Consider the following 22,627-nt stretch of genomic DNA (forward strand, 5'->3'; position numbering starts at 1 on the left):
TTGGGAGTCTTCGCTGTTTTACTCCTTATCTTCGAAATCCTTCTAGAATTGAAGTGGTTTCCGTAAGCCCACTCGAACCGAGGTCCGAGTGCAATACACCCCTTTGCCTGTTTTAGAGGAGTCTCCGGTTTTCTTGCATTTCAAGAAAGTGACTCCAGCGAAGGAGCGCCGCCGGACCGGCTGGAGCAATAAGCCGAGTGCTCTTCTCGGCTTATTGGGGGATGGAAGGTCGCCATACATGGATGGCGCACCTTTGCGACGAGCGCAGCGGTGGAGTATAATCTTTGCACTGTCCAAAGCGACGACTCGGCAGATAAATGTCGTTTCTTTAATTCAATTTAGTATAGAAGAAAACTATCTGCAGATGCTTATATAAAAATTATGCAAAAATGAATCATTTGTTCACATTTCCTTATTTTTTAGCCTATATGAATGGTTTAAGTTTGCGGTGGAAGGCAGATTTTCTTATGATAAAAGAACGAAGTTACAGAGAGGGTTTGACACCATGCATATAAGTGATTTTTCGATTAGAAGGCCGGTTTTGACGGCTGTCACCATGTTTTTAGTGATTATTTTGGGAACCATTTCGTTTCTCCGTATACCGGTTACGCTGATTCCGGAACTGAATCCGCCAATCGGGGTCGTGGTGACAAGTTACCAGGGAGCAAGTCCGACAGAGGTAAATGAAAAGGTCACCAAGCCTTTGGAAGCCAATCTGTCTACATTGCCTGGTATAGAGTCGATTCAATCGATTTCCCAGGAAGGGTCGAATTTCATTCTTCTGGAATTTGACTGGTCCACTCAAATAAATGACGTGCAAAGTGATATTCTGCAGCGCATCGATCAAACACCGGTGCCGGATGAAGCCGGGACACCGCGGTTCCTAAAATTCGATCCATCCCAATTTCCAGTTTTGCAATTGTCGCTTCGGGCAGTTGAATCTGATGTTGATGTAAGGGTGCTGGCGGAGGAATTGGAAACGGAATTGCTGCAGACTGAAGGTGTGGCTAACGTTAACATTTCCGGTACTTTAATAGAAGAAATACTCATTTCTCTTGACCAGGAACAACTCGAAGAAAATGGGCTTCAACAATCCGATATCATCCAGGTGATCCAGGGAAGCAATATTTCACTTCCAGGTGAGCCGATCGACAGTGAGGATGGACGAAACCTGACAACCCGGATCATCAGTACATTGAACAGCCCCGAAGAGATTGCGGATCTGGTTGTGACAGTAAATCCCCTGGATGGGGAAAACCTGACAATCGGGGATGTAGCAGAAGTGACGCTGGGTGAGCGTGAAAGCAGCAGTGAGACCCGTGCCAACCAGGAACCTGCAGTCCTTTTGTCGGCTCTTCAGGAATCAGGTGCAAATACAGCAGATGTATCGTCAGCATTCCAGGAGCGGCTGAATGAGTTGCTGGAAGAAGAGAGGTTCAGCGACGTTGAAGCGGATATTCTTTTTGACCAGGGTGATTACGTCAAGCTTGCAGTAGGGAATATTGGTCAGACCCTTATTTTCGGGGGCATCTTTGCCATGCTGGTCCTATTCTTCTTCCTGCGTGGCGTGAAAAGCCCGATCATTATCGGCATAGCCATTCCTTATTCAGTGATCGTAACTTTTGTCCTGATGTATTTTGCCGACTTTGCGCTTAATATCATGACTTTGGGGGCTCTGGCTCTAGGGATCGGGATGCTTGTGGATAACGCTATCGTCGTCATTGAAAATATCGAACGGCATCTCGCCATGGGCAAAAATTCCAAAAAAGCGGCTTCTGATGGCTCGAAGGAAGTGGCCGGGGCAATCACAGCTTCTACACTGACGACTGTCGCAGTATTTGTCCCTGTCATTTTCATCTCCGGGCTGATCGGCGAGATATTCTTCGAATTCGCTTTGACGATTTCATTCAGCCTGTTTGCATCATTGGCAGTGGCTTTGACCGTCATTCCGATGCTTGCTTCCAGAATGCTTGAAAAACCGAAAGCGAATATCGAGGCACGCAAGAGAAGGTCGAAGGGGCTTAAAAACTTTGAGAGATCTGTCAGGTGGGCGCTGCGTCACCGCGCCATTGTATTGCTTGTCACTTTGATATTCCTTGTTGCCGGAGCTTTCGGAGTATCTCAGGTGGGAACGGAATTTCTGCCTGCTACTGATGAAGGGTTTGTCAGTGTCTCAGTCGAACTGGAGAATGGAGCTTCCACTGCTGCTACTGATGAAGTTGTAACCATGATTGAAGAGGAACTTCAGACTGAGGAAGACGTGGATGTCTACGTCAGTCTGGTGGGCACTTCACAGCAGGGACAAGCACAGGGGTCAGCAGAATCCAATGTGGCGGAAATTTATATCAAGCTCGTCGATCTGGCTGATCGGGAGCGTTCAGTTTTCGAATTTGTCGATGATGTCCAGCCGGAAATCATAGAAAAAGTGGGAGAACGGGCAGAAGTTGGCTTTAACCTTCAAACTGCAGCCGGTTCTTCACCGAATACGCTGACATTCACCGTTACAGATACGGATCCAGTGAGACTGGATGAGTCCATTGAAAAGATCGATGAAGCACTCAGCAACTTATCGACAGTCACTGAATTGACCACTGACCGTGATGAGACCATCGATGAAATTCTGGTTACGATCGACCGGGAGGCAGCAACTGAATACGGGATGGCCCCGGTCCAGATTGCACAAACGGTGAACAATATTACCCGAGGTGTTCAGGCATCCCAAGTGATCACTGAACAAGATGAAGTGCTTGGCGTTTTTGTGGAGATCGGTGAAGAATATCGCGATAGTTATGAGAAACTTCAGCAACTGCGCCTCCGTACCCCTTCTGGAACGTTTATCGAATTGCAGGAACTGGCCAATATTGAAATTGCCAAGGGTCCCGTTAGTATTCAGCGGGTTGACCAGGCTGGCAGTGTATCATTCACCCTGCAGCATCAATCTGACGTAACCATGGGAGATATGTCACGTGAAGTCGACGAAGCTCTCGAATCATTGAATCTTGATGAAGGGACGATGATCTCTTTTGGCGGAGACCGTGAACTTTTTGACAATGCGATAAATGATATGATCATGGCGGTTATACTCGCAGTGATTCTTGTCTATCTGGTAATGGCTGCTCAGTTCGAGTCCTTCAAGTATCCATTTGTCATCATGTTTACCGTTCCTTTGATGGTCATTGGTGTGGCAATCGCCTTATTTGCCACTCAAACACCTATCAGTATCACCGCAGTCATCGGGATCCTGGTGCTGGTGGGTATTGTCGTCAATAACGGAATCGTGCTTGTCGACTATATCAATAAACGGAAAGAAAGCGGAATGGAATCGTTTGATGCCATTATTACTTCCGTCCGTGACCGATTGCGGCCGATTTTAATGACGGCCCTGACAACAATCCTAGGGCTTGCGCCGCTTGCAGTCGGCATCGGTGAAGGAACGGAGATCAATCAGCCGATGGGGATAGCGGTTATCGGCGGTCTGATCAGTTCAACATTCCTGACGCTCTTTGTCGTACCGATTGTCTATAGCCTGTTTGATAAGGAAACAAGGTCGATGAACAAGAAGTGAGTGGAGGTCAGCCGCATCAGGAGCAAGGCTCGTGATGCGGCTGGCTTTTTCTTTTTGCCATTTTTATTGGAATATTTAGTATAATGGAAGCTGTAGGAATAAAATGGATTCGAAAAACAGACAAGCTCAATATGATAGGGGGAATCGGCGTGACCGAAGTGGTATTTACTGGCTTTCCAGGTTTTATTGCAAGCCAGCTTATCCGAAAATCGATCCAGGAACATAGGGAAGACGGAATCACAGCGATTATATTGGCATCTGAACGCATTAAGGCTGAACAGGAAGCGGAACGGATCCGACGGGAAACCGGCTGTCCGCCCATCCGCCTCATGGACGGAGATATTACGAAGCCGGGTTTGGGGCTGCAGCAGGAAGATCTGGCGTTCTTACAGGACAGCAAAATCATTTTCTGGCATTTGGCAGCAATATATGATCTGGCGGTGCCACAGGACCTGGCCTGGAAAGTGAATGTTGAAGGGACGAAACATGTAAATGCTTTTGTTGCGGAGCTTTCGGGGTTAGAGCGCTATATGTATTTCAGTACAGCCTACGTCGCCGGAAAACGGGAAGGTGTGCTGCGGGAAGATGAATTGATCCGCCCCGAGAAGTTCAAGAATCATTATGAAGAAACAAAATTCGAAGCGGAGCTATTGGTCGAATCGATGAAGGCGGATCTTCCTGTGACGATCATCCGCCCGGGTATCGTACGGGGACATTCCAAAACCGGCGAAACCATCAAGTTCGACGGGCCTTATTTTTTCCTGAATATGATTGACCGGATCCGTAATATGCCGGTTATTCCCTTTATCGGAAAAACTTCTTCCTATATAAATGTTGTGCCGGTTGACTATATTCTGGAAGCTTCCATGTATCTCAGCAAATTGGAGGCAGCAGCAGGAGAAACGGTCCATTTGACGGACCCCAATCCTCATCCGGTGGAAGAAGTGTACAGGTCCATGGTTTATCATCTGGCGGGTAAAGTTCCAAAAGGCCGTTTGCCGAAGCAGCTTGCGACGGTCGGCCTGAAAAGCAAACCGGTGAGAAAGCTCCTCGGAGTGGAATCGGAAACGCTGGATTACATGGACTGGCCGGCTTCATTCGATACCGCAAATGCAGAACGGCTGTTACAAGGAAGCGGCATAAAATGTGCTGATTTCCTGGAAACCATGCCGGCGATGGTCGCTTTTTACGAACTTCATAAAACTGAAAAAAAATATCATATCCCGATACAATAAAACTATGCATTTTAAAAAAAGGTGCTATAATCTAGGTACAACTAAATTTACTTTGACGTATGTCAAAGGGGAGTAGCTGTAGGGAAACCTATTTCACAGTCGTCAAGACATGGTTAGTAGCCATCGGTTGTGATAGCGATTTTAATTGCTTAGCGAGACCTTTGCCTTTTATTAGGCAGAGGTCTTTTTTGCTGGCAAAAATTAGGAGGAAGAGAAGATGGACACAGTTTTATTGGAGTATGGATGGGTACTGCTTGTGCTGATTGGGCTTGAGGGTTTACTGGCTGCGGATAACGCGGTCGTAATGGCAGTGATGGTGAAACATTTACCGAAAGCTCAACAAAAGAAAGCTCTGTTTTATGGTTTGGCAGGAGCGTTCGTCTTCCGCTTTGCCGCATTGTTCATGATTACGCTGCTGGTTAATATTTGGCAGATCCAGGCACTCGGAGCGGCATATCTTTTGTTTATCTCCTTTAAACATATCTATGATCAGCGAAAAGGACAGGAGCATTCGATTGAACCTGAAGCGACAAAAGGTTCCGGTTTCTGGATGACAGTGCTGAAAATTGAACTGGCGGACATCGCGTTTGCCATCGATTCCATGCTGGCTGCTGTCGCATTGGCTGTGACGCTTCCGCATTTGAATGTCCTCGGACTGGAAGATATCGGGGGCATCAACTCCGGACAGTTCCTTGTCATGCTTGCCGGTGGTCTGATCGGTGTCGTCATCATGCGTTTTGCCGCTCATAAATTTGTGCGATTGCTGGAGAAGTATCCTCAATTGGAAACCGCGGCATTCGTCGTTGTGGGATGGGTCGGCGTCAAATTGCTCGTCATGACACTGTCGCACGATAAGCTTGGCTATTTGCCGCATGATTTCCCCCACTCAACACCTTGGACGATCATCTTCTGGACTGTCCTGGTCGGAATCGTCGTTGTTGGAGCATTGGTCGGAATGAAAAAGAACAAAGAATCTGAAGCAAGTTAATGGATGAAAGGACACCTTCAATTTGAGTGAAGGTGTCCTTTTTCTATTGCGAAAGATATCCAGTATAAATTCACGCCTCCCCGTTCATGACCCCCACAAAATGGAATGGCCCATTCGAATCATATCAATGAATGCAGAGGGTGAAACTGTTCTTTCTTTTCAATTTTTCTTTTTCTGGTTACACTGAGAATATTGAAGTTGAAGAGAAGAGGTGAACCCGATGCTGTTGACTGTATTGTCCGGATATTTCGGCCGTGAAGAAAAGAATAATGCTGAATTATTGGCGGTGCAGGCTCAGAGCGGGGACCAGGAAGCGCTGGACTATCTACTGCGCTCCTATTCACCTTTTATGAAGAAGACGGCGGGCCAGGTCTGCAAAAGGTTCATCAATGACCATGACGAAGAGTACAGCATTGCATTATCCGCTTTCCACGAGGCTGTAAATGGATTCAACCGTGAAAAGAACGCTTCTTTTCTGACATTTGCCCATATGGTTATCCGCCGGCGGGTCATAGATTTCATCAGGAAAGAAGTCCGGCACAATGATTTTCCGCACGATTTCCAAGGGATATCGGAAAAAGATGAACCGGGCTATGGCATCGAAGCCACGGTATCGGTCAAACGATATTCCGAGCAGCAGCAGGCTGTTGCCCGGGCGGAGGAAATAGCTGAATATGAAAAGGTGCTATCGGATTACGGAATGTCATTCAAGGATCTGGTGAAAGTTTCCCCGTCCCATGAAGATGCCAGGGTGACGGCGATACAGATTGCACAATTGGTGGCTGAAACCGAGGAGTACCGGGAATTTCTCTTGAATAAAAAAAAGTTGCCGGTCAAAGAGATCGAACAGCTGGTCGAAGTATCAAGAAAAACTATTGAGCGTAACAGAAAATATATAATTGCGATCGCATTATTACTGATGAGCGATCTGCATTATTTAAAGGATTATTTGAAGGGGCGATTACGCTGATGAGGATGCAAAAAGGCTTGTGCATTGTATTGAATGATAAGTCTTCCATTTTTCTGGGACCCAGCGGCGAATTCGTCGAAGGGAAACCGGTCGGTGAGATGGCTGTGGGAGATCAGGGCTATTTCTATCCAAGGCAGGCTGTTGCCAGGAAAAAAAGGCAGATGTTGAATCCGGTAATGGCCCCGGTCATTGCAGCGTTGGCGGTTGCTGCTTTATTCCTTTCGGTGCTGCTGCCGGAACCGGAAGCCTATGCCTATGTCCAGGTTCAAGTGAATCCTGGCATTGAACTAGGGATAGACGATGACTGTAAAGTCATTTCGGTCCGTGGGCTGAATGAAGATGGAAACGAAATGATCGAAAGGCTGCCTGAATGGGAGGATCATCCGCTTGAAGAGGTTCTCGGCACTGTGGTCAGCCTTTCGTTGAAGAAAACTACGGATGAAATTGTCATCACGACGGTAGCCAGTGAAGAAGACAGACTGGCTGATGAGGCAATCGCTGATTCGGTTTTGGCGATCTCTGCAAAAGCAGTGACGGAAAATATCACTGTAAGGCTGAAAGAAGCATCCAAAAAGCAGTGGAGAAGCTCTGTTGAAAAGCAGATACCTGTAGGGCAGATGATCAGTCATTCAGAAAAGCTACAGAAGAAAGAGATGAAAAAAGAGAAGATGGAACAGCCCTACCCGGTGAAGGAACCGAAACCCGCCGCTGATGAATCCCAGCAAAAAGGTCAGAAAGCGGATGGTCGATCCGAGAATGAAGATAAGCCTGCCAAAGGGGCTGAAGATAACAACAGCAATGCAGGAGAAAAAGATGGCAGCAAGAAAACACCTCCTGCAAAAGAAAAACAGGCTCCGCCAGGTCAGGACAAACGCAAAGAAACACCTGCAGCGGATAAAGGCAATCCGAATCCGCCAGGTCAGGATAAACGCACCACCGTGCCAGGCCAGGATAAAAAGCCGGTTCCTCCGAAACAGCCTGCCGGTAAAGGCAAAGGGGAGGCTCCTGGCCAGCAGAAAAAGAAAGAGGATAACGGAAAAAATAATGGCAATAACGGAAACGGCAATTCTCCGCAGAAAAAAGGTCCGGAGAAAAAGCCGGAACCGGCAAAACCGAACGGTAAAAATGATTCCGGAAAGCAAGGTCCGCCTTCAGACAAGGGCAATAAGGACAAACCCGGCAACAATGCGGGGAACGACAAAGCCAACAACAAAAATGGCAATGACAATCAATAAACAGCAGATAATTTCTTCTGCTGTTTTTTGCTTTAAAAAAGGAATTTCCAAATATCCTATCTTTTTTTATCCAGTTTCACTAGAATAAGAAGATAATCGAAGTCGAAAGGATTTCCTGCATATGAATAAATCATTTTTAAAAATCCGGAATTTGACGCCTGCAAGGGCAATCGCGGCTTATTATTTTGCCGCCATCAGTATTTCATTCCTATTATTAAGGCTTCCTGGAGTCCATCAGGAAGGAGTCAGCATTCCTTTGATCGATACCTTATTTACAGCAATCAGTGCCGTTAGCGTTACGGGGTTATCTGTTGTTAATCTGTCGGAAACCTATACGGTGTTCGGCATCGTCCTGATTATGGTCATCCTTCAGCTGGGTGGAATCGGCATCATGTCGATCGGTACGTTCTTCTGGCTGCTGCTCGGCAAACGGATCGGCCTCCGTGAACGTCAATTGATCATGGTCGACCACAATCAGCTGTCGATGGCTGGTGTTGTCAAATTGATCCGCAATATCATCAGCATCCTGCTGCTTATCGAACTCGTAGGGGCGATCATCCTTACGCTCTATTTCACGCAATTTTACCCTACTTTCAGTGAAGCGCTGCTGCACGGTGTTTTCGCATCTGTTACAGCGACGACGAATGGCGGATTTGATATTACCGGCAATTCGATGATACCGTTCGTCCATGATTATTTTGTGCAGATCATCACGATGATCCTCATTATTCTGGGTGCAATCGGATTTCCTGTGCTGATAGAGCTGAAGGAATTTCTATCGAATAAAAATAAGAACTTCCGGTTTTCCCTGTTCACTAAAATCACCGTCAGCACGTTCGGGATTTTATTGGCGATCGGAACACTTGGCATCCTGATCCTTGAATCGTTCAAAGCTTTCAAGGAAATGTCGTGGCATGAAACGCTGTTCGCTGCGATGTTCCATTCAGTATCCTCGCGTTCAGGCGGTTTGGTCACTGTCGATATCACTCAGTTTGATGAAGCCACGAATGTTTTCATGAGTGTCCTGATGTTTATAGGGGCGTCACCAAGTTCAGCCGGCGGAGGGATAAGAACCACTACGCTGGCGATTGCGATTCTGTTCCTGATCAATTTTGCAAAAGGCAAGAACACCATTCAGATTTTCAAACGTGAAATTCAGCTGATCGACGTATTCCGTTCTTATGCGGTGATCATCCTTGCGGGCTTCATGGTCATCGTTTCTTCCATGATTCTATTCATCACTGAACCGGAGGCAACTGCCATTGAAATCCTATTTGAAATAACAAGTGCCTTCGGAACTTGCGGAATGTCCCTTGGCCTGACGGATGATCTTTCTTCAATCGGCAAGATGACGATCATGGTCCTGATGTTCATCGGGAGAGTCGGGCTGATCTCATTCCTGTTTACGATCGGCGGTAAAACGGACCCGACGAAGTTCCATTATCCTAAAGAACGTGTGATCATCGGGTAATCGCGAATAAATTCATGGGGATGTGAATTTATTGAAAAAAGGGCTATAATCTTACTTATAGCATTTTAATAAGTGGAAAAGAGTGGATCGTATGAACGAAGAAATCAGGAAATCATTAAAGCTATTTATCGTCATGTCACGCGCCCATAAAGCCATATCAGAGCAGACCAACCAGTTTTTTCAGGCGAACGGATTGAATCCGACAGAATTCGCTGTGATGGAACTGCTTTATCATAAAGGCAAACAGCCTCTTCAGAAAATTGGCGGTAAAATTCTGCTGGCCAGTGGATCGATCACCTATGTCATCGATAAACTGGAAAAACGCGGTTATATTTCACGGGTCAACTGCCCGACAGACCGCCGGGTGACGTATGCGGAGATTTCAGAAGAAGGAAAAGAATTCATGGCAAACATTTTTCCCGAACACGAACAGCACCTGCACGAATTGACAGGCGCTCTCTCTTCGGAAGAAAAAGATGAAGCGATAGAATTGATGAAAAAATTAGGGCTATCCATTAAAGATCTTTCTTATTAAACAGAAAACGGCCGACCTGGAATTCCAGGTCGGCCGTTTCCGCTTTTCTTGTTGTCCAGACTTCAACGGCCAACTCCTCGGACTTAAGCTGCTCTTCCTATGCAGCAAATAGCGCCGCTTCGGAAGTTCATCTTAAGCCTTTCGGAGCTCAACGGCCGTTTCCGCTTTTCTTGATTATTTAGCTGAAATGGTTTTACCCATGCTCAGGAAGTCTTCCGTTGCATCAGCTTCGGTAAGATCAAAAATGGTAAGACGGACAATCAGGTCTTCTTTTTCAAAGACGGCGCCGGTTACTTTTCCGTTATCCGTTGGAATTTCAGCCACCGTGGAGTTCATGAAATCCGCTTCATCAAGTGCAGGCAACTCTGTCAGCTCAGCGTCCTGATTCGAAGCTTTTAGATTTTCAAGCATCATTTCTTCCATGAAAGCAAAGTCAGAATCCTCTTTGCTGAATGTTTCCACCCGCATGGACAGGGCATCGTTTTCGCTGGCGAAAACCAGATCTTTATTCGGTTCTTCTGCTGTCAGCTCATAACCAGGCAATAAATAAAGTTCATATGTGCCTGCATCACTTGTCGTCAATGTACCTTCGGCCATTGCAATATTCTCTTCTGCAGGTTCTGCGCTTTCTTCTTCGGCAGGCTCATCGGCAGAGGATTCCTCTTCCGCATCTTCTGTTTCCTCAGCGCTGTCTTCAGCCGCATTGTCCTCAGCACCGGTCGAATCAGTTTCTGTCTGTTCCGTTTCAGTCTCAGTCACAGGGTCCGTATTTTCAGTTGCTTCATCGGTCCCACAGGCAGCCATAAAACCGCTGACTGCCAGAATGGATGCTGCAAAAAATAATTTCTTAGCCATTAAAAATTCACTCCCTTTTCAAAGTAGACGCATGAAGCTGCTGAATGTTTCATTTTTATTATCAGAACGGGAAAATTATAAATACTAGAACAAGCAGCAGCAGGTGCGCGATGATCAGCATAGGCATGCTTTTTTTCTTTTCGTAGAGATATCCTAAAATAATTCCGACGGTGATGCCAGCGAAAATTCCCGGCCAGAAATCAGCCAGCCAGAAAGTCAGGCCAAACAAGACCGCGCTGACTCCGATTGCGGCATAAGCGGGCATGTATTGTTTCAGCTGCTGCTGTACGAAGCCTCTCCAGAACAATTCCTCCCCGGGAACAACGATAAACATCAATAGCAATAAATGCCATACCGATTCCGGGGTGTACGAGGACAGGAAGCCGTCAATCGAATTTGCGGCGCTGGCACTGAGGACCCAGACGAGATGATAGCCCCCGAGCAGGATCGCGTACATTGCAACAGCTGCCAGCAGGCCATAAAGAAACGATTGCCAGGTGCGAAGTTCTTCTTTGATCTCACTGAACATCGTGGCGGCGGACATCAGAACCAATATCGCAAAGGTATACATATACCAAAAGATATCGGCATCCTTGAACGCCAGGTTGTACAGCCCGAAAGCGATGGGCAGCATATAAATAAGTTTGTGTTTCGCCAGGAAACGAAGCATGAAAATATCCTCCTATAATTAAAAAAAGACAGACTTTACCGATTATTTTAATTTTTGGTAATGTTGTGGCGGCAGGCTTGCTGTATAATGGACATGATGGGACTGTGTTCTTCATCTGAAAACTCTGTTTCAGTTATGTATTATAGCAGACTTCTTACGCTGACAAATATACAAAAGGAGATTTACAAAATGACAGACTACAATGAATTATTAGATCGATTGAAAACCGGGGAACTTGAATCTTTAACTGTAGAAAAAGAAGATTTCCTGGATTTTCGGTCAGTCTTGATCGGGCGCGAAGATTTTAAGCATTTCCGTGGAGAGGCATTTCACCATGGAACGACGATTTATAAATATACTGAAGAGCCAAGTAAATGAATTTGATAAGGGGTGCTGAGAATGGGGAATTTGACAGAGGTAAAAAAGCATTTGAATGAATTGGTGGTTGGACGCGAGAAAGAAATCGACTTCATGTTGATCGCATTGATCCAGCAGGGCCATGTCCTGCTTGAAAGTGTGCCGGGCTCAGGTAAGACCTGGATGGCAAAAGCATTTGCCGGATCGTTTAACGGCCTTTTTCGCAGGCTGCAATTTACACCGGATGTACTGCCGTCGGATGTTACGGGAATCCGTTTTTTCAATCCGCAGACACAGGACTTCGAACTGCGTCCGGGTGCGGTGATGACGAATATACTATTGGCTGATGAGATAAACCGTGCGACGCCAAGAACTCAATCGAGTTTACTGGAATCTATGGAAGAAAAGCAGGCGACGATCGACGGTGAAACACTCCAGCTGCCAGAACCATTCATGGTCATTGCCACACAGAATCCGGTTGAATCACAGCAAGGGACTTTTCCGCTTCCTGCAGCCCAGCTGGACCGTTTCCTGTTCCGTCTGGAAATAGGCTATCCTGATTACGATGAGGAAATGAGCATCCTGAAAAATTTCAGGGGGAACGTATCGCATAAAAAAGAAATCCGGAGCATTGCATCCATAGATGATGTCGCCGCTTGGTCAAAAGCGGCAGCGCAGGTGACAGTCCACGAGGATGTCGAACGGTATATTTTGAATCTGGTACGGTCAACCCGCGAGCATCCAGCGATCGAACTCGGACTCAGTTCGAGGGCAGCACTTGCCCTTGTTCATGCAGCGCAGGGCAAAGCGTATCTGGATGGCCGTGATTTTGTCACGCCGGATGATGTCAAATACATCCTCGAACCGGTCGCTGTCCATCGTCTTCTTCTGACAGTCGAGGGAATGCTCGTCCATGAACCTGAAAAGCTGCTGCGGGAAATTTCCGCATCTGTCGAATCCCCGGTCGAGGCTTACTGAAATGGTGTGGGTCCGGCATGATTATGGCATGAAAAACATGAGATGGGCTTTTGCCTTCCTGTTCGGGATCTTCGTATCCTTCCTGGCTCTGATGCAATTTTCCGCAGCGGCTTTGATCGCTTTTATCATGGTGGTCATCGTACTGCAATTGCTTTACTTCCAAAGGATCGGGAATAAATTGCACTTCAAGAATAGTAAAAGCAGGAAACGTGTACTGAACGGCGGAGACTCTGAATGGGAATTGGCCTTTGATAATAAAGGGCTTCCGATTTGGGGCGGAAATTTAAAAATATGGTTTACCGATACGGTGCTGCCATCAGGCAAAGAGGCGGGAAACTTTACGGAGCTCATCGAAATCGATATTCCGTTTACAGTCGGGCATAATGAGGTGATTGCATTAAAGGTCCCGCTTACCGGCAGCAGAAGAGGTTTATCACGCATCAAAAAAATGGAGCTGTCGGTTCCGCATCCGTTTGGCGCAGGCCTGCTGGTGCTCGAATACGCGCCGATGATCCTGCAGGAACAGCTGGTTTATCCTAAGCTGCGCAAATTCCAGTTCCGATATGCACCGTCCAAACAAAAACCGGGACAGTTCAATTTGCGCCATTCACTTTTTGATGATCCCTTCCAGCCGATCGGCACACGCGATTATGTGCCGACGGATCAATTCAACCAGATCCATTGGAAAGCGAGTGCACGGATGCAGACCTATCAGACGAAAGTGTATAACCATGTGGCAAATGAAGCGATGTTCTTCTTGCTGAATGTCGCTGACCGGTATTCGTCGATTTCGAATCTGGAGGAACGGATCGAGGAACTTGCGTCCTATATTGAAAATTGCTTCGCTGAAGGGGTTCCGTATGCAGTGGCGATCAATGTCCGATCAGCAGGAAAGACTCCTTACCTTTATCTGCCTGCTGGAGAAGGGAAAAAGCAAAGGCAGAATGCTCTCGAACTTCTTTCGATCGTATCAAAGAACAACTCGACGATGCCTTTCAAATCGATGCTTGCCCACCTGGATCTGCATACAGAGTTGCCATACACGACATATCTGATGACCGATGACGTGGAAAGCATCCGTAACTTCATTCCGAAATGGAGCAGGAAGACAGAGTTGAAGATTTTAGGCAATACGGAAGGGCGGGTGTCGGCATGACAGCAAGAATTTCGTCTGCTTCGTCCTATGTCCTTGATGCTTTTCTGATTTCATTCATCCTGCTGTTCCTGGAAGGGGGCAGTTCAATTCCGCTCGCTCTTATCTGGATGACAGCAGTTATCCTCACAGCCATAACTGCTGTATGGATCAGCTGGGGGAAACCCTATAATCCGATGCCCGCCATGATTGCAGGGGCTGTAATCATGCTGGCTTCAATCGCAGTCGGAGTCGATCTCGGCATCGTGCTGGTATTGACAATCCTTTCTTTATACCGGCTGCATGCCAGATTTTCAGAGATCAAAGACAGCAGCAGCGGAGAAGGATCTTTTCTCACTTTTTATCTGATGATCATGACGGCCGCATTAATAATTACACTTGTCAACCGGAATACCGATCCGCATAACCTGATCTGGGGACTGGCGATTGCTGCAATCATCTTCTATACGGCATCAAAGCTCCATTTCCGATATATGCAAGCCAGAAAAGACGGCGCGAAACTAAAGGATGCATTAGCCGCTGCAGCCGGAATTACGTTTTTTGCCGGTGGAATTGCTGCCTTCGTCTATCTGGTGGCGGATGAAGCGCGATACCTAGCAGGCGAAGCCCTGGGCATTCTCATTGCCATCGTATTCTGGCCATTCAGGGGTGTATTTGACTGGGGACTCAACATCCTGATCGACAATAAACCGGAGGAAGTGGAAAGTTCAGGGAATGTGGAAACAGCCCCTGTGGAAGCAACTGTGTTTCCGGAATCCGAACCGCTGGAATTCAATTATCCGATTGGTACCGCTGTTGTCGTCGCCCTTCTTTTGATCGGCGGGTTTATCTTGATCCGCAGAATCCGGGGGGATAAAACGTTTGAGAAGAAAGAGGCGCCTATTGCAGAAATAAGCCGCTTTTCATCAGTTGAAGAAACGGTTGAAGATGAAGTTTCCCGGTCGAACGGGACCTACTCGATGGTCGATATCCATGAAATCCGCCAGGCTTACCGGAATTTTGAATCTCATGCTACAGCTTCGGATCATGGGCGGATGCCGCACGAAACAGTAAGGGAATGGGCAGAGCGGATAGGACTTCCATTTTCAAGTTCATTTTTCAGCACTTATGATAAAGTAAGATATAGTGACGGGCAGATAGCTGCCAGTGAAGCCACTCCCTTCCTTCATGAACTGGAAATTGCAAAAGAAAAAAATTTTAAGAAACAGGTTTAAGTCCATCTGCAAGTGGGCATACTAGTAAAGAACACAGCAACATTCTCATTTCCCCCTTTTGTGGTCGATCCTGAAACATGGATCGGCTTCTTTTTTGTCTTTTTTAAAGGGTGAATGATTGGCGGAAGCATTCGCTTTTCTTCATTATATAGTGAATATACAGAAGATTTTTGCTACACTGAAACTAAGTAAGGAAAAGGGGGATACATATGAAAGTCGGTTTTATCGGAACGGGAGTAATGGGCAACAGCCTGGTTAAGCATTTGCTGGAAGGCGGGCATACTGTCTCGATTTATACGCGTACGGCTTCGAAAGCGGCAAATCTGCTGGAGGCCGGGGCAACCTGGAAAGAATCTCCTGGACTTCTGGCAGCGGATGCGGAAGTGATTTTCACGATGGTGGGATATCCGTCAGACGTGGAAGAAATCTATTTTGGCGATAACGGCATCATTGAAAATGCTAAGGAAGGTACGGTATTAGTGGATTTGACAACGTCGAAACCCGAGCTTGCCCGCACAATTTTTGAAGCTGCCCGCAAAAAAGGGGTGAGTGCACTGGATGCACCTGTATCCGGAGGGGATATCGGAGCACGTAATGGATTATTGTCCATCATGGTCGGAGGAGAACAGGACACATTCAAGAGCATTCAGCCTTTGCTTGACCTGTTCGGCGGGAATATCGTCTATCAGGGGCCGGCTGGCTCAGGTCAGCATACAAAAATGTGCAATCAGATCATCATCGCTTCCAATATGATGGGAGTGTGTGAATCCATGATCTATGCATTGAAGGCAGGGCTTGATCCGGAATCTGTCCTATTGTCCATTTCTTCCGGCGCAGCAGGATCCTGGTCGTTATCGAACCTGGCACCGAAAATGATATCACGTAACTTTGAGCCTGGCTTCTATATCAAGCATTTCATCAAAGATATGCGGATTGCAGCCGAAGAGGCGGAAATCATGGGACTTGAACTGCCATCCCTCCAGTTGTCGCTGCAGCTTTTTGAAAGTTTGGCAGAAAGAGGATTCCAGGATAAGGGTACCCAGGCGCTGATTGTGGAATATGAAGAAAACAATATGGAAAAGCCAGAGATTTCTTGATCCCTGGCTTTGCCGAATTAATCGAAATATGATTTTTTAGGTGAATAGAATCTGTTCATTTCGCGCGGTTCATAGGACTTGGAAGTTTTCATCACTGCAGATTCCTTTTTAACGGGTTGAAGTCCGGTCAATTCGCTAAGAATCTCCTTGGCAGAGCGCAGGTTCATCCTGCTTGCGGGATTGCGGTAGGATTCATCCAGATGGCCCAAATGCTGAAGATTTTCAAAGTCTTCTTTTTTGGGCAGCATATGGAAATAGTAATCGCCGCATTTTACGAGGACAGAAGATTGCTGTTGACTTTTTCGGGGGTTTTTACTGAAGTGAAGCCCTAATTTCTGAGCGCGGTCCTGGAGAATCATTTTATTCAATGCTTCTTTTTTCAAGGCATATAAATACTGATTGTCCGATGCAGTCTTTGCGTGCCGGTTGACCGTAAAGATTGCCTGAGAAATTTCGTGGTCCGATCTGGAGTTTGGCATGGGTTCATTCCTTTCAACTATTATTCACTAGCATAAAACATCTTCATTATATCAAAATTTTCTATCAATGTGTAGCACGGGGCTATATAAATCCTGTGTTTCAGCACATTTCTTATCAGGTATCATGCTTCTTGAAATACACAATAAGGTAAAGGGAGGAAATAAGATGTTCCAGGGTCAAACGATTATTATAACGGGTGGTTCAAGCGGTATGGGTTACCATATGGCGGAAAAATTCGCTTCTGAGGGCGCCAATGTCGTCATTACTGGCAGGGATATGGAGAAATTGAATGATGCCGTGAAAAATATGGCGGATTCAAAAGGCAATGTGGAAGTTTTCCAGATGGATGTACGGGAGCCGGAGCATGCGAAAGCGATGGTAAAATTTGCCCATGAAAAATTTGGACGCATTGACGGGTTGATCAATAACGCTGCCGGAAATTTCATCGTACATGCCGAAAAGCTTTCACCGAACGGCTGGAAGTCAGTAGTCGATATCGTTCTCAATGGAACCTTCTTTTGTTCGCATGCGGTGGGTAATTATTGGATCGATCAGGGCGCCAAAGGCAATATTTTAAACATGCTTGCCACCTATGCATGGAACGCCGGAGCAGGAGTTGCCCATTCAGCAGCAGCGAAAGCGGGCGTAATGTCACTCACCCGGACACTTGCTGTGGAATGGGGCACACAATTCGGAATCCGTGTAAACGGCATTGCACCGGGACCTATTGAGCGCACCGGCGGAGCCGATAAATTATGGGAGTCTGAAAAAGCGGCGAAACGCACGCTTGAATCCATCCCGCTTGGCCGCCTCGGCAAACCGGAAGAGATTGCGGAACTTGCTGCCTTCATCATGTCGGATAAAGCGTCCTATATGAACGGGGAAATCGTCACGCTGGACGGCGGTCAATGGCTCAACAAATTTCCTTTTTAAGTAAAAATGGTTTCTTTTAAATAGTTTCAGGTTTGGTGATGTGTTATGATGAAATCGGAGTGATTAGCGTCGGTTTGTGATGCAAAAGGAGTAGAGTGCATGATTTCATTACCAAGCAAAGACTTTCTTGAAACTCAAATAGAAGAATACATTATATCGTCTGAAAAAGTTGCACACGTCCAGTTAGGGAACAGCGCCGAGCATGCATTGCTTGTATTGACCAAAACGGGTTATTCGGCAATTCCGGTCCTGGATATGAAATACCGTTTCAAGGGCCTGATCAATACGCAGCGCATCACCGAATCCATTTTAGGTCTTGACCATATCGAGTACGAGAAATTACCGGAGATCAAAGTCCAGGAAATTATGCAGACCGATATTCCATTGATAAATATCAACGAACGATTCCAGCGTGCACTGGACCTGCTCATCAACCAAAACTTTCTTTGTGTTGTCGATGAAGACGGGATGTTCATGGGAATTTTGACGCGTCGCGTTGTATTGAAACAATTGAAAAAACAGATCTATCAAATCCGAAATAATCAATGAACGAAAGGCCTCACAGGAAGAGGCCTTTTTTGTGTCATGAAAGAGGTAGTGAATTATGAAGACGACTAACCGTCCCCTTGTTTTGGCAGCGGTCATGCTGGCGATGTCCGTCGGTGCTGTCGAAGCGACGATTGTGGCTACAGCCATGCCGAGCATCGCGGCTGACCTTGGAGGCTTCTCAAAATACAGCTGGGTGTTTTCCGCCTATCTGCTGATGAATACTGTAACCGTCCTGATTTATGGAAAACTGTCGGATATTTTCGGCCGCAAACCGATTTTTGCTTTTGGCATCATCCTTTTTCTTTTCGGTTCCCTGATGTGCGGCCTTGCCGATTCAATGGATCAATTAATCTTTTTCCGGCTGATCCAGGGAATGGGCGCAGGGGCCATGCTGCCGATAGCGACGACTATCGTGGGAGATATCTATTCAGCTGAAGAACGTGCAAAAATCCAGGGATACCTTTCCAGTGTCTGGGGCATATCAGCTGTGTCGGGACCGGCAATCGGCGGAGTCCTCGTCGCAACTGTAGGCTGGGAATATGTTTTCTGGGCCAATATTCCGCTGGGCATCCTCGCGCTTTTGGGTGTGCTGATTTTCCTGCAGGAACCGAAGAAAAACGGCAAACCGGTAATCGATTATACCGGGGCATCATTGCTGACCGTCGGATTGGTCAGTCTGCTTTATTTCCTTATTGAAGGAGGTGTCGGTTTCAAATGGCTATCGCTGACTGCAGGCATCCTGCTGTTGACAGCCGTCATTTCACTCGCTTTGTTCGTTTGGGTCGAGCGCCGGGCAAAGGATCCGATTATGCCTTTTGATATCTGGAAAAATAAAACGATTCTTTACGCCAATCTCGTGTCACTTGCGACAGGCGTCATCCTCATAGCCGTTTCAAGTTATTTGCCGACTTACGTGACCGGTGTCATGGAGCAGCCTGCTGCAATCGCTGGATTCACTTTGACTGCCATGTCAATCGGATGGCCGATCGCCTCGACAATGGCCGGACGGCTGCTGATCCGATATGGAAATTTCCGTATCTCTCTTGCCGGCGGAATTTTTCTTGTTACGGGCGCATTGTTATTTGTTGCCATGCGTCCGGAAGCGGGCCCGTGGTGGGCAGCGTTATCAAGTTTTGTTATTGGTATCGGAATGGGCTTGACGAGCACTTCGTTCATCGTTTCGATCCAGAGTGCTGTAACTTATGAGAAACGCGGCGTCGCGACGGCTTCGAATATGTTCATGCGGAATCTCGGCAGCACAATCGGAGTGGCGCTTCTTGGTACAGTGTTGAATACATCATTGTTGAATTATTTTGCCAAGAGTGGAGAAGGTTATGATCTTGACTCGATCAATTCACTTTTGACTGTTGACAGCCGTGAAGGGCTGGGGGCTGACACGCTGCACTACCTGCAGGAGGGTCTGTCATTGGCGCTGCAAAACGTCTATACGGTAATGGCCGCATTTGCCCTCATCAGTATCCTGCTGATTTTTGGGCTTCCACGGGGTAAAGGGGAGAGAAAAAATGTCGAATGAAGAAATGATCATAAAAATCCTGGCTGAAGAAGGCAATATGAGAAAGGCTTCTGAAAGGCTTTTCCTGTCTCAGCCTGCGTTATCCCAAAGATTGCAATCCATCGAAAAGGAATGGGGGCAGCAATTATTCATCCGATCCCAAAAAGGATTGACCCCCACGCCTGCCGGGGAGCTGGTCATCGATTATGCCAATGACATGCTGCAGCGCAAAGAGGAAATTTTTGAAGTGCTCCATACCCTGACATCGAAAGTCCATGGCACATTGAAGATTGCCTGTGCAACGATTATCGGCCAGAACTGGCTGCCGAAAGTGCTGAAGGATTTTGTCACGCTTTATCCGCATGCCAAAATCCAATTGATCACCGGATGGAGTTCCGAAATTACACGGGCGCTCTATGAAGGTGAAGCCCATGTGGGGATTGTGAGGGGCCATACAGATTGGAAAGGGAAGAAGATCCATCTGTTCCGGGATACCTTATATCTGGTCGACAAGGAAATCGATTCATTGGAAGAAGTGCTGGAGACCGAACGGCCATTTATCCAATTCAAAAGTGATTCCAATTATTATGAAGAAATTCAGCACTGGTGGCAAAAGCATTTCGCTTCCAATCCGAAACGGCAGATCACCGTGGACCAGATTGAAACATGTAAACAGATGGCAGTGAATGGGATTGGCTATGCCATTCTGCCTTCCATCACATTGAACGGCACCGAAGATGTCCATACAGTTCCTTTGGTGAACAATGAAGAGGAGCTGGAATTGACACGGGACACGTGGTTGATTGGCTATGATTCCGCCTTTGATTTGCGTCAAGTTGCCGCATTTGTTGAAATTGTTCAAAAGCATGCCGCTTTATTGAGGTAGAGTGATGAATTTTCCATCTGTATCCGTTATAATTACAACATCAACTATAGAAAGAGGTTCTTGACTAATGAAACAAATGGATGCCAATGAAATCATTTCGTACATACAGAATGCAAAAAAATCAACACCCGTAAAAGTTTACGTAAAAGGGGAAGGTGTAGCCTCCCTGAATTACGGTGAATCGGCAAAAGTTTTCGGTGAAGGCGCGCATGCCACAGTTTTCGGCGAATGGGCTGATCTTGAAAAAGCTTTGAAAGACAATGAAAATGCGATTGAGGATTATGTAGTTGAAAACGATCGCCGCAATTCAGCGATTCCAATGCTGGACCTGAAAGGCATCAACAGCCGCATCGAACCGGGGGCATTTATCCGTGAAAACGTGGACATCGGCAATAACTGCATCATCATGATGGGGGCTGTCATCAATATCGGCGCTGTGATCGGCGACGGGACAATGATCGATATGGGTGTGATCATGGGTGGCCGTGCAACGGTCGGTAAGAATTGCCATATCGGAGCAGGTGCAGTGCTTGCGGGCGTTATCGAGCCGGCATCAGCGACACCGGTTATCGTGGAAGACAATGTAATGATCGGAGCTAACGCTGTTGTTCTTGAAGGCGTACGCATCGGTGAAGGGGCAGTGGTAGCAGCAGGCGCCATCGTCATCGAAGACGTACCGGCAAACTCAGTAGTAGGCGGCACACCGGCACGTGTTTTAAAATTGATGGATGAAAAAACACGTTCGAAAACGGAAATCAAACAAGAATTGCGTCAGTTATAAGGGCTCGGATATGGACCTTATTGAAATCAGACGTGAACTGCATGCGATACCGGAAATCGGATTCCGGGAATTCAAAACGCAGCAATATCTTTTAAAACTGATCCGGTCGATGCCTCAGGAACGTTTGGAAATTGTTGAATGGAAGACAGGACTGGCCGTGAAAGTGAGGGGCTATGATGCAGACCGGCTGATAGCCTGGCGAACGGATATTGACGGCCTGCCGATCGAAGAGCAAACAGGTTTGGCGTATCGTTCGCTTCACGAAGGCTATATGCACGCCTGTGGACATGACATCCATATGGCGAATGCCATCGGATTGCTTCGGCAGCTGGTGGAAAAGCCGGTGAAACAGGATGTGCTAGTGATTTTCCAGCCGGCGGAGGAAGGTCCGGGCGGCGCATTGCCGTTCAGGGACTGGCTGAAAACCGAGCGTCCGGATTTATGGCCGGACCAAATTTTTGCGATGCATATTGCACCGGAACTGCCGGTTGGAACGGTTTCGACCAGACCTGGTCTGCTGTTCGCCAATACATCGGAATTGTTCATCGATCTGCATGGCAAAGGCGGGCATGCGGCATTTCCGCATCATACGGAAGACATGGCTGTAGCGGGCGCCAATCTTTTGATGCAGCTCCAGACGATTGTCAGCCGCAATATCAACCCGATGGATTCTGCCGTGCTGACTGTCGGGAAATTTACAGCCGGCACAGTGCAGAATATTATCGCGGAGCATGCGCGACTGGAAGGCACGATCCGCACATTGAATAATGAATCGATGCAGAAGGTGAAGGAACGTATTGAAGCGATCTGCAAAGCGGTGGAAATCGGTTTCAATTGCCGCATTTCGATCGATTACGGGGCTTCCTACAGGGAAGTTGAAAATAATGAAGCGCTGGCTGAAGATTTTCTGGATTTTGCCGCATCAGCTGACGGCATTGCTGCTGTCCGTGCAGTTGCCGCGATGACAGGCGAAGATTTCGGCTACTTCACAGAACAGATTCCTGGATTGATGTTTTGGGCAGGCGTGAATTCGGAGTTCGGTCTTCATCATGCGAAATTGAATCCCGATGAACGGATCCTTAACTTCATGCCTCTGTTTATCCATCATTATTTCAGCAATCTTTAAAACGGACAGCACCCTGCTGTCCGTTTTTTTCAGGTT

General features: G+C 47.0%; 21 protein-coding genes. 18 read left to right on the forward strand and 3 right to left on the reverse strand.

The window, feature by feature from the left end:
* Positions 1-505 precede the first annotated feature (505 nt).
* The 7 genes from IQ294_RS02645 to IQ294_RS02675 all read left to right on the forward strand — a co-directional run bounded on the left by IQ294_RS02645 (position 506) and on the right by IQ294_RS02675 (position 9,999).
* Positions 506-3,565 (forward strand): efflux RND transporter permease subunit, encoded by a 3,060-nt coding sequence (locus tag IQ294_RS02645; RefSeq protein WP_203332455.1) that lies wholly within the window; start codon positions 506-508, stop codon positions 3,563-3,565.
* A gap of 149 nt (positions 3,566-3,714) precedes the next feature.
* Positions 3,715-4,800 (forward strand): SDR family oxidoreductase, encoded by a 1,086-nt coding sequence (locus IQ294_RS02650; protein WP_203332456.1) that lies wholly within the window; start codon positions 3,715-3,717, stop codon positions 4,798-4,800.
* A gap of 217 nt (positions 4,801-5,017) precedes the next feature.
* The gene (locus IQ294_RS02655; RefSeq protein WP_203332457.1) at positions 5,018-5,788 is read left to right on the forward strand and encodes a TerC family protein; all 771 of its coding nucleotides are present in this window, start codon (positions 5,018-5,020) and stop codon (positions 5,786-5,788) included.
* Between the two features lie 220 nt (positions 5,789-6,008).
* A complete protein-coding gene (gene sigI / locus IQ294_RS02660) occupies positions 6,009-6,758 on the forward strand; it encodes an RNA polymerase sigma-I factor (RefSeq protein WP_203332458.1) in 750 nt (249 codons plus the stop codon).
* Positions 6,758-7,993, forward strand: a complete 1,236-nt coding sequence (locus tag IQ294_RS02665; protein ID WP_203332459.1) for an anti-sigma-I factor RsgI family protein — start codon at positions 6,758-6,760, stop codon at positions 7,991-7,993. Before sigI ends, IQ294_RS02665 begins: the two co-directional genes overlap by 1 nt.
* Before the next feature lie 121 nt (positions 7,994-8,114).
* A complete protein-coding gene (locus tag IQ294_RS02670) occupies positions 8,115-9,464 on the forward strand; it encodes a TrkH family potassium uptake protein (protein ID WP_203332460.1) in 1,350 nt (449 codons plus the stop codon).
* A 91-nt stretch (positions 9,465-9,555) separates the two neighbouring features.
* A complete protein-coding gene (locus IQ294_RS02675; protein ID WP_203332461.1) occupies positions 9,556-9,999 on the forward strand; it encodes a MarR family winged helix-turn-helix transcriptional regulator in 444 nt (147 codons plus the stop codon).
* Between the two features lie 174 nt (positions 10,000-10,173).
* Here IQ294_RS02675 and IQ294_RS02680 read toward each other — a convergent pair whose 3' ends face one another.
* Together IQ294_RS02680 and IQ294_RS02685 are read right to left on the reverse strand one after the other, a co-directional pair.
* Positions 10,174-10,854 (reverse strand): hypothetical protein, encoded by a 681-nt coding sequence (locus tag IQ294_RS02680; protein WP_203332462.1) that lies wholly within the window; start codon positions 10,852-10,854, stop codon positions 10,174-10,176.
* Positions 10,855-10,915: 61 nt separating this feature from the next.
* Complete coding sequence (locus tag IQ294_RS02685; protein ID WP_203332463.1) at positions 10,916-11,524, reverse strand: CPBP family intramembrane glutamic endopeptidase; 609 nt, start codon at positions 11,522-11,524, stop codon at positions 10,916-10,918.
* Between the two features lie 189 nt (positions 11,525-11,713).
* Between IQ294_RS02685 and IQ294_RS02690 the strand changes: the two genes are divergently transcribed.
* The 5 genes from IQ294_RS02690 to IQ294_RS02710 all read left to right on the forward strand — a co-directional run bounded on the left by IQ294_RS02690 (position 11,714) and on the right by IQ294_RS02710 (position 16,323).
* Positions 11,714-11,902, forward strand: a complete 189-nt coding sequence (locus IQ294_RS02690) for a hypothetical protein (RefSeq protein WP_203332464.1) — start codon at positions 11,714-11,716, stop codon at positions 11,900-11,902.
* Positions 11,903-11,923: 21 nt separating this feature from the next.
* Positions 11,924-12,859 carry an AAA family ATPase gene (locus IQ294_RS02695; RefSeq protein ID WP_203332465.1) on the forward strand — a complete coding sequence of 312 codons (936 nt, stop codon included), beginning with the start codon at positions 11,924-11,926 and terminating at the stop codon, positions 12,857-12,859.
* Entirely contained in the window at positions 12,795-14,015 is a 1,221-nt protein-coding gene (locus IQ294_RS02700) for a DUF58 domain-containing protein (RefSeq protein ID WP_238942596.1), read from the forward strand. Before IQ294_RS02695 ends, IQ294_RS02700 begins: the two co-directional genes overlap by 65 nt.
* On the forward strand, positions 14,012-15,226 hold the full coding sequence (locus IQ294_RS02705) for a DUF4129 domain-containing protein (protein WP_203332466.1): 1,215 nt from the start codon (positions 14,012-14,014) through the stop codon (positions 15,224-15,226). Before IQ294_RS02700 ends, IQ294_RS02705 begins: the two co-directional genes overlap by 4 nt.
* Before the next feature lie 209 nt (positions 15,227-15,435).
* Positions 15,436-16,323 carry an NAD(P)-dependent oxidoreductase gene (locus tag IQ294_RS02710; RefSeq protein ID WP_203332467.1) on the forward strand — a complete coding sequence of 296 codons (888 nt, stop codon included), beginning with the start codon at positions 15,436-15,438 and terminating at the stop codon, positions 16,321-16,323.
* A gap of 17 nt (positions 16,324-16,340) precedes the next feature.
* Here IQ294_RS02710 and IQ294_RS02715 read toward each other — a convergent pair whose 3' ends face one another.
* Complete coding sequence (locus IQ294_RS02715) at positions 16,341-16,802, reverse strand: YkyB family protein (protein WP_203332468.1); 462 nt, start codon at positions 16,800-16,802, stop codon at positions 16,341-16,343.
* Positions 16,803-16,968: 166 nt separating this feature from the next.
* Between IQ294_RS02715 and fadH the strand changes: the two genes are divergently transcribed.
* The 6 genes from fadH to IQ294_RS02745 all read left to right on the forward strand — a co-directional run bounded on the left by fadH (position 16,969) and on the right by IQ294_RS02745 (position 22,591).
* Complete coding sequence (fadH, locus tag IQ294_RS02720; RefSeq protein WP_203332469.1) at positions 16,969-17,736, forward strand: 2,4-dienoyl-CoA reductase; 768 nt, start codon at positions 16,969-16,971, stop codon at positions 17,734-17,736.
* Positions 17,737-17,835: 99 nt separating this feature from the next.
* Positions 17,836-18,285 carry a cyclic-di-AMP-binding protein CbpB gene (gene cbpB / locus IQ294_RS02725; RefSeq protein ID WP_203332470.1) on the forward strand — a complete coding sequence of 150 codons (450 nt, stop codon included), beginning with the start codon at positions 17,836-17,838 and terminating at the stop codon, positions 18,283-18,285.
* Positions 18,286-18,340: 55 nt separating this feature from the next.
* Positions 18,341-19,819, forward strand: a complete 1,479-nt coding sequence (locus tag IQ294_RS02730) for an MDR family MFS transporter (RefSeq protein ID WP_203332471.1) — start codon at positions 18,341-18,343, stop codon at positions 19,817-19,819.
* Positions 19,809-20,684, forward strand: coding sequence for a transcriptional regulator CcpC (ccpC, locus tag IQ294_RS02735; RefSeq protein WP_203332472.1), 876 nt, complete (start codon positions 19,809-19,811; stop codon positions 20,682-20,684). The genes IQ294_RS02730 and ccpC overlap by 11 nt, the downstream gene beginning before the upstream one ends.
* A gap of 67 nt (positions 20,685-20,751) precedes the next feature.
* On the forward strand, positions 20,752-21,465 hold the full coding sequence (gene dapD, locus IQ294_RS02740) for a 2,3,4,5-tetrahydropyridine-2,6-dicarboxylate N-acetyltransferase (protein ID WP_203332473.1): 714 nt from the start codon (positions 20,752-20,754) through the stop codon (positions 21,463-21,465).
* Positions 21,466-21,475: 10 nt separating this feature from the next.
* Positions 21,476-22,591: an N-acetyldiaminopimelate deacetylase gene (locus IQ294_RS02745; protein WP_203332474.1), complete on the forward strand. Its 1,116-nt coding sequence runs from the start codon at positions 21,476-21,478 to the stop codon at positions 22,589-22,591.
* Positions 22,592-22,627 lie beyond the last annotated feature (36 nt).

The organism is Planococcus beigongshangi (assembly GCF_016820495.1).
GTDB classification, from domain to species: Bacteria; Bacillota; Bacilli; order Bacillales_A; family Planococcaceae; genus Planococcus; species Planococcus beigongshangi.

What these genes read in the sequence shown, in the direction of transcription:
- IQ294_RS02695 (WP_203332465.1), top strand. Translation starts at nt 11,924, where the DNA reads ATGGGGAATTTGACAGAGGTAAAAAAGCATTTGAATGAATTGGTGGTT.
- IQ294_RS02745 (WP_203332474.1), top strand. Translation starts at nt 21,476, where the DNA reads ATGGACCTTATTGAAATCAGACGTGAACTGCATGCGATACCGGAAATC.
- IQ294_RS02680 (WP_203332462.1), bottom strand. Translation starts at nt 10,854, where the DNA reads ATGGCTAAGAAATTATTTTTTGCAGCATCCATTCTGGCAGTCAGCGGT.
- sigI (WP_203332458.1), top strand. Translation starts at nt 6,009, where the DNA reads ATGCTGTTGACTGTATTGTCCGGATATTTCGGCCGTGAAGAAAAGAAT.
- IQ294_RS02705 (WP_203332466.1), top strand. Translation starts at nt 14,012, where the DNA reads ATGACAGCAAGAATTTCGTCTGCTTCGTCCTATGTCCTTGATGCTTTT.
- IQ294_RS02715 (WP_203332468.1), bottom strand. Translation starts at nt 16,802, where the DNA reads ATGCCAAACTCCAGATCGGACCACGAAATTTCTCAGGCAATCTTTACG.
- dapD (WP_203332473.1), top strand. Translation starts at nt 20,752, where the DNA reads ATGAAACAAATGGATGCCAATGAAATCATTTCGTACATACAGAATGCA.
- IQ294_RS02730 (WP_203332471.1), top strand. Translation starts at nt 18,341, where the DNA reads ATGAAGACGACTAACCGTCCCCTTGTTTTGGCAGCGGTCATGCTGGCG.
- fadH (WP_203332469.1), top strand. Translation starts at nt 16,969, where the DNA reads ATGTTCCAGGGTCAAACGATTATTATAACGGGTGGTTCAAGCGGTATG.
- IQ294_RS02710 (WP_203332467.1), top strand. Translation starts at nt 15,436, where the DNA reads ATGAAAGTCGGTTTTATCGGAACGGGAGTAATGGGCAACAGCCTGGTT.
- IQ294_RS02655 (WP_203332457.1), top strand. Translation starts at nt 5,018, where the DNA reads ATGGACACAGTTTTATTGGAGTATGGATGGGTACTGCTTGTGCTGATT.
- IQ294_RS02675 (WP_203332461.1), top strand. Translation starts at nt 9,556, where the DNA reads ATGAACGAAGAAATCAGGAAATCATTAAAGCTATTTATCGTCATGTCA.
- IQ294_RS02700 (WP_238942596.1), top strand. Translation starts at nt 12,795, where the DNA reads ATGAACCTGAAAAGCTGCTGCGGGAAATTTCCGCATCTGTCGAATCCC.
- ccpC (WP_203332472.1), top strand. Translation starts at nt 19,809, where the DNA reads ATGTCGAATGAAGAAATGATCATAAAAATCCTGGCTGAAGAAGGCAAT.
- IQ294_RS02690 (WP_203332464.1), top strand. Translation starts at nt 11,714, where the DNA reads ATGACAGACTACAATGAATTATTAGATCGATTGAAAACCGGGGAACTT.
- IQ294_RS02685 (WP_203332463.1), bottom strand. Translation starts at nt 11,524, where the DNA reads ATGCTTCGTTTCCTGGCGAAACACAAACTTATTTATATGCTGCCCATC.
- IQ294_RS02665 (WP_203332459.1), top strand. Translation starts at nt 6,758, where the DNA reads ATGAGGATGCAAAAAGGCTTGTGCATTGTATTGAATGATAAGTCTTCC.
- cbpB (WP_203332470.1), top strand. Translation starts at nt 17,836, where the DNA reads ATGATTTCATTACCAAGCAAAGACTTTCTTGAAACTCAAATAGAAGAA.
- IQ294_RS02670 (WP_203332460.1), top strand. Translation starts at nt 8,115, where the DNA reads ATGAATAAATCATTTTTAAAAATCCGGAATTTGACGCCTGCAAGGGCA.
- IQ294_RS02645 (WP_203332455.1), top strand. Translation starts at nt 506, where the DNA reads ATGCATATAAGTGATTTTTCGATTAGAAGGCCGGTTTTGACGGCTGTC.